The organism is Rhodococcus sp. KRD175 (assembly GCF_017168275.1).
GTDB classification, from domain to species: Bacteria; Actinomycetota; Actinomycetes; order Mycobacteriales; family Mycobacteriaceae; genus Rhodococcoides; species Rhodococcoides fascians.
This window is the reverse complement of sequence record NZ_JABFAQ010000008.1, coordinates 146410-163265: the sequence shown is the minus strand read 5'-3', so window position 1 is coordinate 163265 and position 16856 is coordinate 146410. Positions and strand designations below refer to the sequence as shown.

The window sequence follows — 16856 nt, the reverse complement described above, 5'->3', positions numbered from 1 at the left end:
TTCGTTCCGTCGGACAGTGCGAACATCACCGTACAGGATTACATGAAGACCTTTACATGTGTACATAAACTATAGTTGTCGCATGGGACATGGAGTCGAGGGACGCAGCACGCCACCTGCGCAGCTCGATGCCGAATCTGCCGCCACGGTGGCCGCGACCCTCCAGGCTCTGGCCACGCCGAGTCGACTGCGCATTCTGACGCAGCTACGGCAGGGGCCGAGCGGGGTCAACGATTTGGCCGACGCAGTGGAAATGGAACAGTCGGCGGTGTCGCATCAGCTCCGGTTGTTACGCGCCATGGGACTGGTCACCGGGACTCGTTCGGGCCGAAGCGTCATCTATCGCTTGTACGACAACCACGTCGCGATGCTGCTCGACGAGGCCGTCTATCACATCGAGCACCTCGGAATGTCGGCATCGGATTTCCCCTCCGACGCAGACTCCGCCTGAGTTTTTCTCACTCGCCCCAATACTCGCGCTTGGGGGCTTTCCTCGTCCCTCGGGTTGGGATCAATGTGGGTTTCAGTCGGTCAGAGTGCAACAAAGGCGCATTGATCCGGCCCGGCTACCTACGCCAGAACAGGTGATGAGTCATACCGCTGCTACTCGGGACAACTTCGTGCTCGAATCTGTCGTTCAATTCGTCGGGTGAATCCCACAGCTTCAGACCCGAGCCGAATTCGATAGGTGTGACGGCGATGTGCATGGTGTCGACCAGATCTGCGTCGAGGAACTCGCGGATACTCGTGACGCCACCGCCGAGTCGCACGTCCTTCCCGTCGGCCGCCTCCTTCGCCTGTTTCAGTACGTCGCCGGGCTCGCCGTCGACGAAGTGAAACGTGGTGTCGGAGAGTGTGATCGACGGCCGTTCGTGGTGGGTGAGCACGAAGACGGGCGTGTGGAACGGCGGCTCGTCGCCCCACCAGCCCTGCCACTCGTGATCGGCCCACGGTCCGCGTTGTGGCCCGAACTTGTGTCGGCCCATGATCTCGGCACCGATGTTGTGGGCGAAATCGCGGGCGAAGTAGTCGTCGAGTCCGCGGCTTCCGCTCGAACCGGCGTTTCCAGGAAAACTGGCGGTGGCGAAGTACCACCTCATCAATGCCAGATGGTCGAGACCGAACGGGCTCTCGAAGCTCTGGTCCTCGCCCGCAGCAATCCCGTCGCTCGAGACGGTGAAATTCTGTACCCGAACCAGCTGACTCATATGTGCTCCCGATGTCGATGACGAAAACATACGACGATGTAGACCGAACCGCGTGCACGAACTCACCGCCCGGACGGGGTGGGGCCGGCGAAGAATCACTCGAACAGCGTCGAACCCCAGTATTCGGATTCTCCGACGCCGGGTGGGCACGCGAATACCGCAGACCCGACGTGTTGGATGTATTCGTTCAGTGCGTCCTTGCGAGACAGGGCCAACTGCATCGGGACGAATTGGGTCAGGGGATCGCGGCAGTAGGCGATGAAGAACAATCCGGCGTCGAGGTGGCCGAAGCCGTCCGATCCGTCGGTGAAGTTGTATCCCCGACGTAGGATCTGGACGCCGCCGAGGTTTTCCTTCGACGCCAGACGCACGTGCGCGGTCTTGTCGATGAAGGTGCCCTCGGGTCCCTGTGACTCGAAATCGAGTGCGTCGAATTCGTCCTTCTGGCCGAGCGGTGCGCCGGTTCCCTTGCTGCGTCCGATCACTCGCTCTTGTTCCTTGAGCGTGGTGCGGTCCCACGATTCGATGAGCATGCGGATGCGGCGGGCCACGAGGTAGGAGCCGCCTGCCATCCATTCCTGATCGTCGTCAGGGGCAACCCAGACGTTCTCGTCCAGCAAAGACGGGTCCTCGGCCTTGAGGTTGGCGGTCCCGTCCTTGAAGCCGAACAGGTTTCGCGGGGTGTCCTGGGTGGTCGAGGTGGACGAGGTGCGTCCGAAGCCCAGCTGAGACCACTTGACCGACACCGTGCCGAACCCGACGCGGGCGAGGTTGCGAATGGCGTGCACGGCAACCTGCGGGTCGTCGGCGCAGGCCTGGATGCACAGGTCTCCGCCGGAGCGGCGGGGGTCGAGGTTGTCGGCCGGGAAGTGCTGCAGATCGGCAAGCGACGCAGGCTTTTTCGACGCCAGATCGAATCGGTCGAACAGCGCCGGACCGAACCCGATCGTCAACGTCAAAGACGATGCGGTCAGGCCCAGCGCCTCACCGGTGTCGGCGGGCGGGTTGTACTGGCCGCCGTCGACAGCTCCGCCGTCGAACGTCTCCTCGCCATGCACCAACCGCTCGGCCATCAGCGTCCACTTCTTCAGCAGCGCAACGAACTCGTCGCGAGAGTCGGTGGTGACGTCGAACGCGACGAAGTGCATGCGGTCCTGTGCTGGGGTGACGATGCCGGCCTGATGGTCGCCGCGGAACTCGACGACGTCCGACGTCGGCACCTCGGCTCCCGAGGCCGTCGCGTGTCCCGCGATGGCCCCGACTCCGACGAGTGCAGCACCGGTCCCGACGGCACCGAACAGGCGCCGCCGGGAGAACTGTCCAGTCTTATTGTCCGGCAACGACACCCTGCACCTGGCTCACTTCGGCGGACAGTGCGTCGATCTTGTTCGACAGTTCCTGTCGCTGCGGTTCGGTCACGGTGTCGTAGAAGACGAAGCCGTCGCCGCTGCGGTACTTGGCGAGTTCGGCGTCGAGTTCTGCGAAGCGGGCGTCGATCGCGGTGCCCAGTTCGGCGTTGCGCTCGTCGAGGATCGGACGCACGGCCGCGATGGCTGCCTGCGAGCCGTCGACGTTGGCCTGGAAGTCCCACAGGTCGGTGTGCGAGAAGAAGTCCTCTTCTCCGCTGATCTTGGTCTTGGCGACCTCGTCGAGCAATCCCTGTGCGCCACCGGCGACCTGGACGGGGTCGATGGTGAAGTCGTCGGCCTTGATCTTGTCTGCGAGTTCGGTGATGTCGGCCTCGAGCTGATCGGCCATCGCGTTGGTGTCGGGCTGCAGTCCCTGCGTCCACAGGTCCTTCTCGATGCGGTGGAAGCCGGTCCACTCCGCGCCGGGCTCGACGTCGGGCTCACGCAGGTCGATGCGCGGATCGAGGTCGTCCGGGAAGCTCTCGGCGACCGGCTCGATGCGCTCGTAATAGCTACGCGCGATGGGGAACTGGGCCTTGGCTGCGGCAACGTCGCCGCTCTTGACCGCGGTGACGAACGACGTCGTGGTCTCCTGCAACGCGTCGATCTGACTGACGACGTAGCGCTTGTAGCCGTCGGCTGCCTCGGCGAGCAAGCCGTCCTCGTCCGTCTGGCGAACCGAATCGCCGGTCACGACGTAATCGGCCCGGACGCCGTCGCCCACCATGCCTGCCTTGCAGGCGGTTTGGTACGTGCCGGGGTCGGGCAGAGCGACGATGAGCTGACGCGTCAGACCCGGTCCGATGTTCTCGACCTCGCCCATGACTCGGTCGCCCTCGCCGTAGACGTAGAACTCGGTGACCTTGCTGCCGTTGTTGGTGATCTGGAACGTGGAGTTTCCGGTGGTGCCCTCGGTTGCACCGACGTCGCAGGACGAGTCGGTGGCCGTGACGGCGATATCGCCCGACGCGGCCTCGGTCGAGGACTTCTCGGTGCATCCGGCCAGGGCCATCGGTAGAACCGCGACCGCGGCCAGAGCGTAAGTGGTACGACGCATGGTGGTGGTGCCTTTCAGGAGTTCTGAAGTACAGGCTCGGGAGCCGCGGGAACGCGGACCGGGCGGAGGAAGAGGAACAACACGACGACGGTGTACAGCACCCACGCGATCGCTTGGAAGACAGTGGGTTCGGGGCGGAAGTTGAAGATGCCGGCGAGCACGGTGCCGTACCAGCTCGAGGCATCGAAGTGTGCGGTGATGTCGAAGGCGACAGCACTGCCACCGGGCAGAACTCCGCCGATCTGCAGGGCGCGGATGCCGTAGGCCAGGATTCCGGCGGCGACCACGATGAGGAAGATGCCGGTGTACTTGAAGAACACGGCAAAGTTGATGCGCACCGCGCCGAAGTACAGGAACACCGTCAGTACTGCGGCGACGACGATGCCCAGTAGAAGTCCGAGCAGCGGCCACAGGCTGCCGTTGGTGTTCTCGGCGTACCCGACCATGAGCAGTGCCGTCTCGACGCCCTCACGGCCGACGGCGAAGAACGAGAGCGTCAGCACTGCAGCAGGCCCGACGGTGAGTGCTTTCTCCATGTTCGCCCGCAGCTCGCCGGAGATGTTCTTGGCGGCGGTACGCATCCACAGGACCATGGCCGTGACGATGACGACGGCGACCAGCGAGGCCGCTCCCGCGATGATCTCGGCCGTCAGCCCGGTGACGGTGGACGTGCCGTAGTGGATCACGAAGAAGATCGCCGCCACCATCGCGACGGCCAGGCCGACTCCCAGCCACACCCACTTGAGGGCGTCGCGTCGGTTCGCCTTGACGAGGAACGCCACGAGAATCATCACCACGATGCCGGTCTCGAGACCCTCGCGAAGACCGATCAGACCGCTGCCGAACATCTGGGTGGCGATCGACGGCGCGGATCCTGCGGCAGCCAGTACGGACACGGATGGTGCTCCTGTTGTGCGTCGAACATTGGTACGCCTTGCCTCGCGAAGGGTAGGCGACCCTCATGCGTGAAGGTTGACAGAAACATACACCCTGCAACCTGGTCCTAATGCACGTTGTACTGGGGTTTTATCGGTCTTTAGCTTTCTATTACCTTCCGTGTGCAGGATGGTGAGGTGATCTCACGAATCTGCGTGCTCGCCACCGCATCGGTACTCCTTGCGCTCACCGCATGTGGCAGCAGCGAGCCGAAGCGTGAGATTCCCGAGGGCATTCCGCCCGGCCCGGGCACGGAGGTGCCGATCATCGACTTCAATGCCCCCGGCCGAACGGCCGATCTGCTCATTGCCTGGGCAGAGCCGCAGACCGATGCGCTCGGTATCTCGGTGACCGCACTCGCGTCGTACGGGCACGCTGCCGCGATCATGGCCGAGACCGACGCGGACTGCGGCATCGCTTGGACGACACTGGCCGGGATCGGGTACATCGAGAGTCGACACGGCACCTACCAGGGGTCTTCCGTGCAACCCGACGGACTCGTCGCACCGCCGATTCGCGGAATCCCACTCGACGGCGGACCGGGCGTCGCCGAGATCCCGGACACCGACGGCGGATCGATGGACGGCGATGCCGAGTTCGATCGTGCGATGGGACCCATGCAGTTCATCCCCGAGACGTGGAAGAAATGGGGTGTCGACGCCAACGGCGACGGCATCGCAGATCCGGACAACATCGACGACGCCGCTCTGACGGCGGCGCGTTATCTCTGCGCGCGCGGCGGTGATCTGCGGACGGCGCAGGGGTGGGAGAGCGCGTTGATGGCGTACAACCTCTCGGGCCAGTATCTGCGTGACGTGCGAGATCGAGCGGCCGCGTACTCGGTGGGCACCAGGCCGTAGAAACTCCGTGCATCGCGGGCACCATGCAACAGCGGCTAGTCTTGCACCCGGCACAGTCCGCCGGTCCCCGTTACTAGGAGAAGCATTCGTGGCCATCATTGAGCAGGTCGGAGCTCGCGAGATCCTCGATTCCCGTGGCAACCCCACGGTTGAGGTCGAGGTCGCATTGGACGACGGGACGTTGACCCGTGCAGCCGTTCCCTCCGGCGCATCCACCGGTGAGCACGAGGCCGTCGAGCTTCGTGACGGCGGAGACCGCTACGGCGGCAAGGGCGTCGAGAAGGCCGTCAACGCGGTGCTCGACGAGATTGCACCCGCCGTCATCGGCCTCGACGCCATCGAGCAGCGCACCGTCGACCAGGCCCTCCTGGACCTCGACGGCACTCCCGACAAGTCCCGCCTCGGCGCGAACTCCCTGCTGGGTGTTTCGCTCGCCGTCGCCAAGGCTGCTGCGGAGTCCACCGGACTCGAGCTCTTCCGCTACCTCGGTGGCCCGAACGCCCACATCCTGCCGGTGCCGATGATGAACATCATCAACGGTGGCGCACACGCAGACAGTGGCGTCGACGTCCAGGAATTCATGATCGCGCCGATCGGTGCGGCCACGTTCAAGGAGTCGCTGCGCTGGGGTGCCGAGGTCTACCACGCACTCAAGGCAGTGCTCAAGGCCAAGGGCCTGTCCACCGGCCTCGGCGACGAGGGCGGCTTCGCTCCCGATCTCGCCGGCACCAAGGCGGCTCTCGACCTGATCCTCGAGGCCATCGGCAAGACCGGTCTGAAGCCCGGCCAGGATGTCGCGCTCGCCCTCGACGTGGCGGCCACCGAGTTCTACACCGCGGGCACCGGCTACGCCTTCGAGCGTGAGACCAAGTCCGCCGAGCAGATGTCGGCCTTCTACGGCGAGCTCGTCGACGCCTACCCGCTGGTCTCCATCGAGGATCCGCTCGACGAGAACGACTGGGACGGCTGGGTCGCACTCACCGAATCGATCGGTGACAAGGTTCAGCTCGTCGGCGACGACCTGTTCGTCACCAACCCCGAGCGTCTCGAAGACGGCATCGTCAAGGGTGCGGCCAACGCACTGCTGGTCAAGGTCAACCAGATCGGCACGCTGACCGAGACCCTCGATGCAGTGGATCTGGCGCACCGCAACGGCTACAAGACGATGATGAGCCACCGTTCCGGCGAAACCGAGGACACCACCATCGCTGACCTGGCAGTTGCCGTCGGCAGCGGGCAGATCAAGACCGGTGCCCCTGCCCGAAGCGAGCGCGTCGCCAAGTACAACCAGTTGCTGCGAATCGAAGAAGCTCTGGGTGACGCGGCGCGTTACGCAGGCGAGCTGGCTTTCCCCCGGTTCAATTACGAGGGCTGAGTCAACCGATACGTATGCACGAAGTGGAGAGTGAATGATGGCACGACGCGGGAGGTCCGGGACCAGTCCAGGTGGACGGGATCCCCGACCCCGCGGCCGTCCGTCCTCTCCGAATCGCTCGAAGCCGACCGGGGGTGCGTCTCGCGACGAGACCGCCTCCGGCCGGCCGGCCACTCCACCGGAGCCGTCGGATCAGGCGCGTGACGCCGTGGTGGGTGGCAAAGCCGCTCCCAGACGTGTCGGTGTTCGTAGGCCCAAGATGCCCGAGCGCACGTTCTTCGGGCTGTCCACCGGACGCGCGGTCATTCTCGGAGTCGTGGTGTGCGCGTTGGCGCTGACGCTGGCCGTGCCGCTCAGGACCTACTTCTCGCAACGCGGCGAGCTCGAGTCCGTGTTGGCCGAGCGTCAGACCCTGCAGGATGAGGTGGACGCGCTCGAGACCCAGAAATCTCAGCTCAACGAACCGTCCCGTATCGCTGCCGATGCTCGCGAGCGGCTGCGGTTCGTCATGCCGGGGGAGACGCCGTATCAGGTGCAGCTCCCCGGTGACTACTCGCCGAGCTCCAAGGATCTCGAGGTGGACAACGCCCCGACCGGGCCGTGGTACACCGACCTGTGGAACACCGCGGTGCAGCCGCAGGGGTCGGACGAGCCGTCGGAGCCCACGTCCGCGCCCATGCCCGTCGTACAGCCAGAACCCGCTCCGGCGCCGCCGGTGCCAGAACCAGAAGGGGGACCCGTCGGGTGAATTCCTCGGCAGTCTCGCAGGAAGATCTCGATGCGGTCGCATCGCAGCTCGGACGTGAACCGCGTGGCGTACTCGAAATCGCGTATCGATCTCCGGACGGCAGGCCGGGTGTGGTGAAAACTGCCCCGAAGTTGCCCGACGGCACTCCGTTTCCCACCCTGTACTACCTGACCGACCCGCGATTGACGGCGGAAGCAAGTCGGCAGGAATCGGCCGGAGTCATGCGTGAGATGACCGAACGCTTGGGCACAGACCCGGAATTGGCTGCCGCCTATTTGCGTGCACACGAGTCGTACCTGGCTGAGCGCAACGAGATCGAATCTCTCGGAACGGATTTCACCGGCGGCGGCATGCCCGACCGCGTCAAGTGCCTGCACGTGTTGATCGCGCATTCGTTGGCCAAGGGGCCAGGAGTCAATCCGCTCGGCGACGAGTCGGTGGCATTGGCAGCCGAGAACTCGTTGCGCGGCAAAGCTATTCCGGCCGATTGGCCGACCATCGAAGAACTACGTGCGGAGAAATCATGACCAGGGTTGCAGCAATCGATTGCGGCACCAACTCCATCCGCCTGCTCGTCGCAGACAACAACGGTAAGACTCTCGCCGACGTCGCTCGTGAGATGCGGGTCGTGCGCTTGGGGCAAGGCGTCGACGCGACCGGAGCCTTCGTGCCCGAGGCCATCGAGCGCACCCGTGTTGCGTTGGTGGAGTACGCGGAGATCATCCGTAAGACCGGGGCCACCGCGGTGCGCATGGTCGCCACCTCCGCCACCCGTGATGCGTCGAATCGGGAGGACTTCTTCTCGATGGTGCGTGAGGTACTGGGCAAGGTCATTCCCGGTGCCGAGGCCGAGGTGATCACCGGAGACGAAGAGGCACGGCTGTCCTTTGCCGGTGCGGTCGGTGAACTCGATTCTGCCGCAGGGCCTTTCCTGGTCGTCGATCTGGGTGGCGGTTCCACCGAGCTCGTACTGGGCGACGCCAAAGGCGTGAAAGCGGCGTTCTCGGCCAACATCGGCTGCGTGCGTCTGACCGAACGATTCCTGCATTCGGACCCTCCCACCGCAGACGAGATCAACGGTGCGCGTGAGTATGCCCGCGAGAAGTTGGCGGAGGCATTCGAGGAAGTCTCGATCGGCGACGCGTCGAGCTGGGTGGGTGTGGCCGGCACGATGACGACCATCGCGGCCATCGCCAAGGAACTACCCGAGTACGACGCCGACGCAGTGCACTTGTCTCGTGTGCCCTTCTCGGAGTTGTTCGAGGTATGCGAGGACCTGATCGACATGACTCACACGCAGCGAAGTGCGTTGGGGCCCATGCACCCCGGACGGGTCGACGTCATCGGCGGCGGAGCGATTGTGTGCAGCGTGCTGGCCGAAGAGTTCGAGCGACGCGGGGCTGTCAGCTCGTTGACGGTCAGTGAGCACGACATCCTCGACGGCATCGCGATGTCGATCAAGATCTGATCTGCAATTCTGCAGACCCGGTCTGCGGCGATGTAGGTTGCATCGCTTCGTGTTTCGGTGAAGCCTGATAGGCGCTGTGGCTCACGTCACTGCTCCCGACGAGGCTAGGACCACCGATGACGACACCCGCCCAGCAGGCCCCGGCCGAAAAAGGTCTGGCGCGCGTAGCGCAAGCGCTCGCCAGGGGAACCGAGAAATGGTTTCCCGACGCGTACATCTTCGCCCTCGTCGGCGTGGTGGTCGTTGCTGTTGCTGCCTTCGCCAACGGGTCGTCTCCGCAGAATGTGGTCGACGCATTCGGAAACGGTTTCTGGGACCTGACGGCCTTCACGCTGCAGATGGCGATGGTCGTGCTCACCGGGTACGTCGTGGCAACCTCTCCACCGGTCGCCAGGTTGATCACCCGATTGGCGCAGGTGCCCAAGAGTTCCAGTAGCGCTGTCAGTTTCGTTGCGCTGCTGTCCTGCTCGGTGTCCTTCCTCAACTGGGGCCTGAGCCTGGTGTTCGCCGGTCTGTTGGCCCGAGCCATTGCGCGGCGTGACGATCTGCGGACGGACTATCGGGCTCTCGGGGCCGCTGCATTCGTGGGACTCGGCGCGGTCTGGGCGCTGGGTATGTCGTCCTCTGCTGCTCAGCTGCAGGCGACGGCCAGTTCGCTTCCGGCGACTCTGCTTTCGGTGACCGGTGTGCTGGACTTCGGTACGACCATCTTCACGTGGCAGTCGTTGCTGATGTGCGTCATCATCATCGTGTTGACGGTCGTCATCGCACACGTGTCTGCTCCGAAGGGTGCCGCGATCAAGACTGCCGCCGACATGGACGTCGATCTCGACGACACCGTCGCCGAACCGGCACCGCGTACCAGGCCAGGGGAGTGGCTCGAGTACAGCCGCATCCTTCCGCTCTTCACCGGCACGATGACGCTGGGATGGCTTGTCTCGCAGCTATTGACGCTGCCGGTGCTGTCGGTGGTCAGCAGTCTGAACGGGTACCTTCTGGTGTTCCTGATGCTCGGTCTCGTGCTGCACGGCACCCCGCGCCGCTTCCTCGATTCCGTCAGCAAAGCGGTCCCCGCGACTGCAGGAATTCTGGTGCAGTTCCCGCTGTACGCCGCAATGGCGGCCATGTTGACCAAAGCGGAGGGTAGGGGAGGCGTCACGATTTCCGAGCACCTCGCCAACTTCTTCACCGACATCGGTAGCGGCGGTGGATTCGCCGTGGTCATCGCGGTCTATACCGTGGTGCTCGGGCTCTTTGTTCCGTCAGGCGGCGGCAAGTGGCTCGTCGAAGCGCCGTACGTAATGCAGTCGGCCACAGACGTGCAGATGAACCTCGGCTGGACCGTCCAGATTTACAACGTCGCAGAGGCGTTGCCGAACCTGATCAACCCGTTCTTCATGCTCCCGTTGCTGGCCGTTCTGGGCCTGCGAGCGCGAGATCTGATCGGATTCACGTTCCTGCAGTTCATCTTCCACTTCCCGGTGGTCCTGCTGCTCGTGTGGCTCCTCGGCATGACCTTCGACTTCGTGCCGCCGGTCATCCCGGCGCCATAGCAGCCCGATATGATCGTCACCGCTGGAGCGAGTCTCCGGCGGTGGCCCCTATAGCCCAATTGGCAGAGGCAGCGGACTTAAAATCCGCACAGTGTCGGTTCGAGTCCGACTGGGGGCACCGGAGTCCGTACGGATGCAGATTGCTGTTCCGCAACAATGCTTTTCGGCTGGCAACGCGGACTTCAGCGGCCTATCGCGGATTTGAGTGGACAACCGAGACAGTGGATTTCAGATCCGCGCGGTATGTACGTTCTTCGCCGTCGCATCTTCGTATTCGTCCAGCTCAGGGCCGGGATTCGGGTTGCGAAGTCGTCTCGGTGGGTGGCTCGCTGTCACGAGGCTGTCACAACCTGATCATGCTGAGCTGACTGACCTCGTCGACTCTCGCGATATTTCGGTTCAGTCATAGAGCCGGTTGTGCCGAAACAGGTTTCACATGCATGTCGGCCCAAGCGCTCGAGAGCATTGCCCTGGCGAAGCATTCTCGGAAGTCGCCAACGTAGATTGCATTTTGCGCATCGTCTCGTCCGGAACGCCAGTCCAGCACGGCCTCATGTTGCAGCCACGTCGGCGACCTGCTCCGAGTTGCCCGTTACAGACTTCCGACCAGCCCGAGCATCTACTGCAACGGTTGCCGCAACCATCCCCGCGGACGGCCGGTCGGTGGCTGTCGAGCCGTACATTCCGCCCGCCGTCGCGAAGCGGATCGCGGGCACCGTGCAATTGCCCGAGACATCACGCTTCCAATCGAGTGGGAGCGCGATGGCACCGCTTTGGAGCAGCTCCGCGTGATCGAGTGCGCCCACCAACGACTACGAGATGTAGCCCAGTAGCAGTGAGATGACGCCGACGGCGAACGGGGAGCTCGGAATGGTTATTCCGGTCGGCAGGTTCTCACCGCTGAGCACGGCCGGATCGGTGCGGGCTATCTCGGATTCGGATCCCGTTCGAAGTCCGAGTGGAGCGGACAGAACACGGTACAGATGGTGCTCTCTACCAATCGTTCGGTGATGTCGGAACGTTGACGGATCGCACCTCGGGCGATGACGTGAGTCATACGCGTGAGGGACTTTCCGCCCTGTCTCTTCCACTGTGTAGTTGCGGACAATGGGATCGTGACCTACTGCGGCGCTGAGAGCTGACGTCGTGACCGGCCGTGGATGCGAATTCGATCCGACCGCGGGATCCGCCGACGACTCGAGCGTCAGAAGGTGCGCGGTGCGGCAAATCCGTTCCGGTAGTGCATGATCGGTGAAACAGTCGTGAGCTGGATGGACGTCGAACCCTTCCTGGTGGCGCTCGCCATCGGACTGCTGCTCGGGTTCGAGCGTGAACGCAGCCATATCCGCACGCTCCCGGCCGGGTCGCGTTCGTTCGCGCTGCTGTCTCTTGCTGGAGCCGTCGCCGCCGGCTTCGACATCTGGGCAGTCTCAGCCGGCATCGTCGTCGTGGGGCTGCTCATGGCGCTTGCCCATCTCCGCACCAGCGAGCAGGACGCAGGGACTACTACCGAGATAGCCGCGTTGGTGGCCTATCTGCTCGGCGCCCTCGCCTATACCGACCCGTCGGTAGCCGTCGCCCTTGCCGTGATCGTGGCCGGACTGCTGATGTCGAAGTCTCGCATTCATCGCTTCGCCCGTCAGATGGTCAGCGAGATCGAACTCGAAGACGCCATCAAGTTCCTCGGGGCGGCATTTGTCATCCTGCCGTTGTTACCTGATCGCGAAATCGGACCCTACGGCGTGCTCAACCCGGCCAAGGTATGGCTCCTCGTCGTTCTGCTCACCGGTATCGGGTGGATCGGATACATCGGCGTCCGGACGCTTGGGCCACAGCGCGGTCTGCTCGTCACGGGTCTGGCCGGCGGATTCGTATCCGCAAGTGCGACAACTGCGTCGATGGGCCGGCTGAGCCGGACGGCCGATGAGATGCGGGCACCGCTCGCCGGGGCGCTCGTTGCCAGCCTTGCCACCTTCATACAGTTGCTCGTCGTCATCGGTTTCGTCGAGCCAGACGTTCTTCGGCGACTGTGGCCCCCGGTGGTTGCGGGTGCCATGGTGCTCGTTGTAGTCGCTGCCATCGTCTACCGCGGTGCCTCAGTGGCTCCCCGAGACGCTGAGGTGATAAGCGTAGGCGTCGAGCCGAATACCGCGGCGCGGCCGTTTTCGTTGCGGCCGGCACTCGTGTTGGCTGCTGTTCTCGTCTTCGCCCTCTTCGTCGGCCGATGGGGTGCTGACGTTCTGGGTTCGCGGGGAGCGGTGCTCGCCGCAGCTGCGGCGGGTCTCGCCGATGCTCACGCCGGTGCTCTCGGGGCGGCGAGCCTGGCTGCGAAAGGCACCATCACGGTCGACAGCGCGCTGCAGGCAATCGCCGCTGCGCTCGGATCGAATCTGCTGGTCAAGAGCGTGCTGGCCTTCACTTCAGGTGGGCATCGCTTCGGTCTCGGGTTTCTTGCGGCCATGGCTTTGCCGACCGTCGTCTTCGCCGTCGTCATGACGTTCGTGGTGACGATGGGGTGAACTGCAGCGGACCTTTCCGCTCGTCGGTTTCGAGCGCAGAGGCGTCGATGCTCGACGTTTCGTAGCTCAGCACGTAGCTCGACTGAGCCCGCGCGCGGGCGGAGGTGAGGTGCGCTCGTACGAAAGCGACCAGGGATCGATCGTGTTCTCGTGCAGCCGCAAGCCGCGTCCTCGATCTCTCGGCAGAGTTTGTGAAGGCACCGAGTCATGCCCGGTGCCACTGTTCCTGTGGCGGAATGGATCCCCAGATTCGGGGCACTGGGAACGTGTCGCTGAAATACACGGATTTCTCGTCGACGACACCGACAAAGCGCATGTAGGCGTTTCCCGATTGACTTGCCAGCGTTGCCAGCAAGGCCATCCACCAGTGTCGTGCTCCCACCTCCTCCACACGGACCACCAAGTTCGGCGACCCCTCGTCGAACTGTTCGATGGCGGCGCACGCCGTGTTGTTGGTGGTCTGAGGATACGGAGAGCAGTCGGGCAGGGTGCGGTCGACGATTGCCTGGACCTTCGATGTTTTCATGCCTTCTCCGTTTCGTTCCGGTTCGGTAAGCGACCCTATCGATCACGCGGTACCCGGTGCTGTCGTCGAACGTCCCCACTCGGAGGGGCCGAGGTCCTCGATCGCCGTGTTTGGCACCGATCCATGAACTTCCTCGGTCGTAGATGGCGAAAGCCTTTGTGTCGTAGTCGCGTTCTCGGTGAAGGTCAACACGTCCGCGCGTTGCTCCTCGGGCAGAGCCGGTATTTCGGCGTGCTGCCACAGGGCCGTTACTGCAGTTTGCCTTTGCATGCAGGGACGATGACGACCGGTATATCGGCTCGATGGAGTACCGCACGGCTGGTCGATCCGCCGAACAGCGGTGAGATCGCACCACGGCTCCTGGCCCCGAGCACGATGAGTTGCGCGTGGGATTGGGATGCGTACTCGAGGAGCGCATGTGACGGTCGGTCGTGTGCAGCGTGAGCCGTGACTTCGACGTCGGGATACTTCTCGGACCACGAGGCAACGAGGTGATCGATCCACCGCTGTGGAGCAGAATCGCCACGCATGCGGGGCCCCAGGTCGATGGAGCGGGCGAACCCGGTTCGCGGTTGCAAGGACTCGTACGCATGCACGGCAAGCAAGGGGACGCCGAGTCGTGATGCCTGATCGAAGGCAACGTCGAGTACTGCATCGTCGTTGGACGAACAGTCGACGCCCACCACCGTGGGGCCGGTGGCGGACTCTGCTGCTGTTCCTGTGAAACTCTGCGGGACAACAGCAATGGGACATCGTGCGTGAGTGGCGACATCGGTACTGACCGAGCCCAGTACTGCACGCGCTACGGATCCCTTTCGACGAGAACCCAGCACGAGTATCCGAGCTGTGTCCGAGTACCCGTTCAATACCTCGTTGGGTGGGCCGGGATCCAGCACGGTCTCCACATCGGCGTCGTCGCCCAGGATCGACAGCGCGATGACGCGGGCGGCGGCCAGCGCGGACCGCGCGCGAGCACGCGCACCCGACGCGGTGCCACTGTTCGAGTCCAGTGCTGCGGTGCGCGTGATGTCCAGATCGACACCGGCATAGACGAGTAACAGTGTGGTGTCTCGGCCGACTACGTCGGTGGCAGCCCAACGGACAGCGTTCAGAGCCGACACGGAGCCGTCGACGCCGACAACCGTGAGATTCTTTCGATGGTCGATCGCAGTGGTCATGCATCGATCCTCTGGGGTCGGGTCGAACCGGACCAGAGGCTTCGGACCTGTCGCACGGTGCCGAAGTCCTCGAATTCGGCACGACGGTCCGCACCGCTCGCCGGGTCGATCGAAGGTCCTGACAATCGGGGACGTAATACCCTGGGTTGCCCGATCCACCTGGGATGCAATGGGACTGCGTACCGATGAGTCCGCACGGAGTGGCCGAAAATCCTGTCGGACATTCGCCCATCGCAGATCGGAGTGGACACCATGGTTCTGGCCAATCGTCAGCGAGTCGTCGTCGGAGTGGACGGTTCGGAGAGCAGTGACGCTGCAGCACGGTGGGCGGCGGAGATGGCGGCCCGATTGCATTCCCCGCTGCACATCGTGAGCGCGGTCCGAGAGCCCACGTTCTACATGGCCGAGGAGGCCATTGCCGTGCCCGTCGAGGTGTGGAATCAGCAGAAGGAGAACGCCCGGAAGATCGTCGACGACCTGTCCGAGTCTTTGGTCGGTATCCATCCCGACCTTGCTGTGAGTACCGAAGTCGTCGTCATGTCTGCCGCCGCATTGCTGAGAGAGTGCTCACATACGGCGCGACTGGTGGTGGTGGGAAATTCGGGCTCCGGTGCCGTCAGTTCGTTCTTGCTGGGAAGTACGGCAAAAGCAGTCGCTCACAATGCGGACTGCCCGGTCGTCGTATGGCGGGAGGGCCGCTCGACGTTCGACGCGCCTGTCGTCGTCGGAGTCGACGGTAGCGCTGCGAGTGAGTCCGCCGTCGGACACGCATTCGAGGTGGCGTCGGCGTTGGGTGTTGCGCTCGTTGCCGTTCACTCCTGGAGCCCTGCTTCCAAAGCCGGCGGAGTCGCACTTCCGTATTTCGTCGACTGGCCGGCCTATGAACGGGAGGAGGCAGCACTCCTGTCCGAGAGCTTGGCCGGATGGGCCGAGAAATACCCGGATGTGCAGATCAATCGCGAACTGCGCCAGGGGAATGCTTCGCACACACTCGTGGATCTCTCCGCGCAGTCGCAGCTCGCCATCGTGGGCAGCCACGGACGCGGATCGATCGCCTCGCTGGTGCTGGGGTCTACCGGTGCCAATCTTGTTCACCACGCGCACTGTCCCGTCATGATCTGCCGCGACGGACGATGACCGGGCCCGTGACGAAACAGAGCACCTATGAAGCCCCGTCGAGAAAGGCCCATGTCATGGAAGAACACACTTGGTCGGTCGAAATCACCATCGACGAACACGACGACAAGACACGTGCCCTGGCGCGGTTGCATACTCGCGACGACACGAAGCTCACCGGTGTATGGCTGGCGCGAAAGAGCCCCGAGGACCCGATGGTCCCCGAGATAGGCGACGAGCTTGCCGTCGCACGAGCACTGTCGGATCTCGCTCATCAGCTGCTCGAATGCAGTGCGCAAGACCTGGAACAGGTTGTCCACGAACCTGTCCGAGTGCGGCTGTGAACGCACCACGCGATCCATCGTGGCTGTCTGCAGGTGCGCAGGAGAACGATGCACGATGTGAGAAAGTCGAAGCCGAAGCCGAGGAAGGCATAAGCGAACGCCGCCGCCGCGGCATCGTCGTTCTCGGCACTGTTCAGGTGGCAATGGCTTTGGCCGCTTGGCTCGATCTTGCGCGACGTAGTAGCGGGCAGGTTAGTGGCAGCAAGCGGCTGTGGGCCGCGGTCATATGCGTCAACTTCTTCGGTCCGATCGCATACTTCTTCTTCGGCCGGCGAGCGGATCCGCTCCAATAAGCGCCGCCGCTGTAGCTGAGCCACGTCCGACCGATCGACTTGCTGGTGCCAGTACGGTCACGCCTGCCCCGATGACGGCGGGCAGTGCGAAGGCCGAGTGCCGAGCCTCACGGCATCAACCTGTGGGCCGGTGCCGGGCACCGCAGCGCTTCCGCTGACCCGGCAGCGCGAATTATCGAAGAATTGGCCTCGGAGTTGTGAGGAATGTCCAGGTGTAAAAACCGCACGGATCGTGGTGTTTGAACCCACGCTCCAAAACCCGCATC

The 16856-nt window shown here is 63.7% G+C and carries 17 protein-coding genes and 1 tRNA gene; 12 read left to right on the top strand and 6 right to left on the bottom strand.

What is annotated here, in order from left to right; all coding sequences use genetic code 11:
• The first annotated feature begins 82 nt into the window (after nt 1–82).
• Nucleotides 83–451 carry a metalloregulator ArsR/SmtB family transcription factor gene (locus J1M81_RS15520; RefSeq protein WP_027496107.1) on the top strand — a complete coding sequence of 123 codons (369 nt, stop codon included), beginning with the start codon at nt 83–85 and terminating at the stop codon, nt 449–451.
• Nucleotides 452–566: 115 nt separating this feature from the next.
• Here the strand turns inward: J1M81_RS15520 and J1M81_RS15515 are convergent, their stop codons facing one another.
• From J1M81_RS15515 to efeU, 4 genes are all read right to left on the bottom strand, one after another.
• On the bottom strand, nt 567–1208 hold the full coding sequence (locus J1M81_RS15515) for a dihydrofolate reductase family protein (protein ID WP_032401193.1): 642 nt from the start codon (nt 1206–1208) through the stop codon (nt 567–569).
• 95 nt (nt 1209–1303) lie between these two features.
• Nucleotides 1304–2554 carry an iron uptake transporter deferrochelatase/peroxidase subunit gene (gene efeB / locus J1M81_RS15510; RefSeq protein WP_080736579.1) on the bottom strand — a complete coding sequence of 417 codons (1251 nt, stop codon included), beginning with the start codon at nt 2552–2554 and terminating at the stop codon, nt 1304–1306.
• Nucleotides 2535–3674 carry an iron uptake system protein EfeO gene (efeO, locus tag J1M81_RS15505; RefSeq protein WP_032401194.1) on the bottom strand — a complete coding sequence of 380 codons (1140 nt, stop codon included), beginning with the start codon at nt 3672–3674 and terminating at the stop codon, nt 2535–2537. Before efeO ends, efeB begins: the two co-directional genes overlap by 20 nt.
• A 14-nt stretch (nt 3675–3688) precedes the next feature.
• Nucleotides 3689–4570 (bottom strand): iron uptake transporter permease EfeU, encoded by an 882-nt coding sequence (efeU, locus tag J1M81_RS15500; protein WP_032401195.1) that lies wholly within the window; start codon nt 4568–4570, stop codon nt 3689–3691.
• Nucleotides 4571–4759: 189 nt separating this feature from the next.
• Between efeU and J1M81_RS15495 the strand changes: the two genes are divergently transcribed.
• From J1M81_RS15495 to J1M81_RS15460, 8 genes are all read left to right on the top strand, one after another.
• Nucleotides 4760–5470, top strand: coding sequence for a lytic transglycosylase domain-containing protein (locus J1M81_RS15495; RefSeq protein WP_045842124.1), 711 nt, complete (start codon nt 4760–4762; stop codon nt 5468–5470).
• A gap of 88 nt (nt 5471–5558) precedes the next feature.
• Entirely contained in the window at nt 5559–6845 is a 1287-nt protein-coding gene (gene eno / locus J1M81_RS15490; protein ID WP_027496113.1) for a phosphopyruvate hydratase, read from the top strand.
• 34 nt (nt 6846–6879) lie between these two features.
• Nucleotides 6880–7593 (top strand): septum formation initiator family protein, encoded by a 714-nt coding sequence (locus J1M81_RS15485; protein ID WP_241258136.1) that lies wholly within the window; start codon nt 6880–6882, stop codon nt 7591–7593.
• Nucleotides 7590–8120 carry a DUF501 domain-containing protein gene (locus J1M81_RS15480; RefSeq protein ID WP_032371198.1) on the top strand — a complete coding sequence of 177 codons (531 nt, stop codon included), beginning with the start codon at nt 7590–7592 and terminating at the stop codon, nt 8118–8120. Before J1M81_RS15485 ends, J1M81_RS15480 begins: the two co-directional genes overlap by 4 nt.
• The gene (locus J1M81_RS15475) at nt 8117–9061 is read left to right on the top strand and encodes a Ppx/GppA phosphatase family protein (protein ID WP_206498304.1); all 945 of its coding nucleotides are present in this window, start codon (nt 8117–8119) and stop codon (nt 9059–9061) included. The genes J1M81_RS15480 and J1M81_RS15475 overlap by 4 nt, the downstream gene beginning before the upstream one ends.
• Before the next feature lie 116 nt (nt 9062–9177).
• Nucleotides 9178–10614 (top strand): short-chain fatty acid transporter, encoded by a 1437-nt coding sequence (locus J1M81_RS15470; protein ID WP_206498303.1) that lies wholly within the window; start codon nt 9178–9180, stop codon nt 10612–10614.
• Between the two features lie 44 nt (nt 10615–10658).
• Nucleotides 10659–10732: transfer RNA gene (locus tag J1M81_RS15465), tRNA-Leu, on the top strand.
• Between the two features lie 1144 nt (nt 10733–11876).
• A complete protein-coding gene (locus J1M81_RS15460; protein WP_371831412.1) occupies nt 11877–13133 on the top strand; it encodes an MgtC/SapB family protein in 1257 nt (418 codons plus the stop codon).
• 205 nt (nt 13134–13338) lie between these two features.
• Here J1M81_RS15460 and J1M81_RS15455 read toward each other — a convergent pair whose 3' ends face one another.
• Entirely contained in the window at nt 13339–13659 is a 321-nt protein-coding gene (locus J1M81_RS15455) for a hypothetical protein (RefSeq protein ID WP_230593555.1), read from the bottom strand.
• A 248-nt stretch (nt 13660–13907) separates the two neighbouring features.
• Nucleotides 13908–14837 (bottom strand): universal stress protein, encoded by a 930-nt coding sequence (locus tag J1M81_RS15450; protein ID WP_206498301.1) that lies wholly within the window; start codon nt 14835–14837, stop codon nt 13908–13910.
• 252 nt (nt 14838–15089) lie between these two features.
• Here J1M81_RS15450 and J1M81_RS15445 point away from each other — a divergent pair, with 252 nt between their 5' ends.
• Genes J1M81_RS15445 through J1M81_RS15435 form a run of 3 tightly spaced genes read left to right on the top strand, consistent with a single transcriptional unit; the run spans nt 15090 to nt 16590 of the window.
• Entirely contained in the window at nt 15090–15974 is an 885-nt protein-coding gene (locus J1M81_RS15445; protein WP_206498300.1) for a universal stress protein, read from the top strand.
• A 56-nt stretch (nt 15975–16030) separates the two neighbouring features.
• The gene (locus J1M81_RS15440; protein WP_206498299.1) at nt 16031–16297 is read left to right on the top strand and encodes a DUF1876 domain-containing protein; all 267 of its coding nucleotides are present in this window, start codon (nt 16031–16033) and stop codon (nt 16295–16297) included.
• The gene (locus tag J1M81_RS15435; RefSeq protein ID WP_308051278.1) at nt 16294–16590 is read left to right on the top strand and encodes a PLD nuclease N-terminal domain-containing protein; all 297 of its coding nucleotides are present in this window, start codon (nt 16294–16296) and stop codon (nt 16588–16590) included. The genes J1M81_RS15440 and J1M81_RS15435 overlap by 4 nt, the downstream gene beginning before the upstream one ends.
• The last annotated feature ends 266 nt before the right edge of the window (nt 16591–16856 follow it).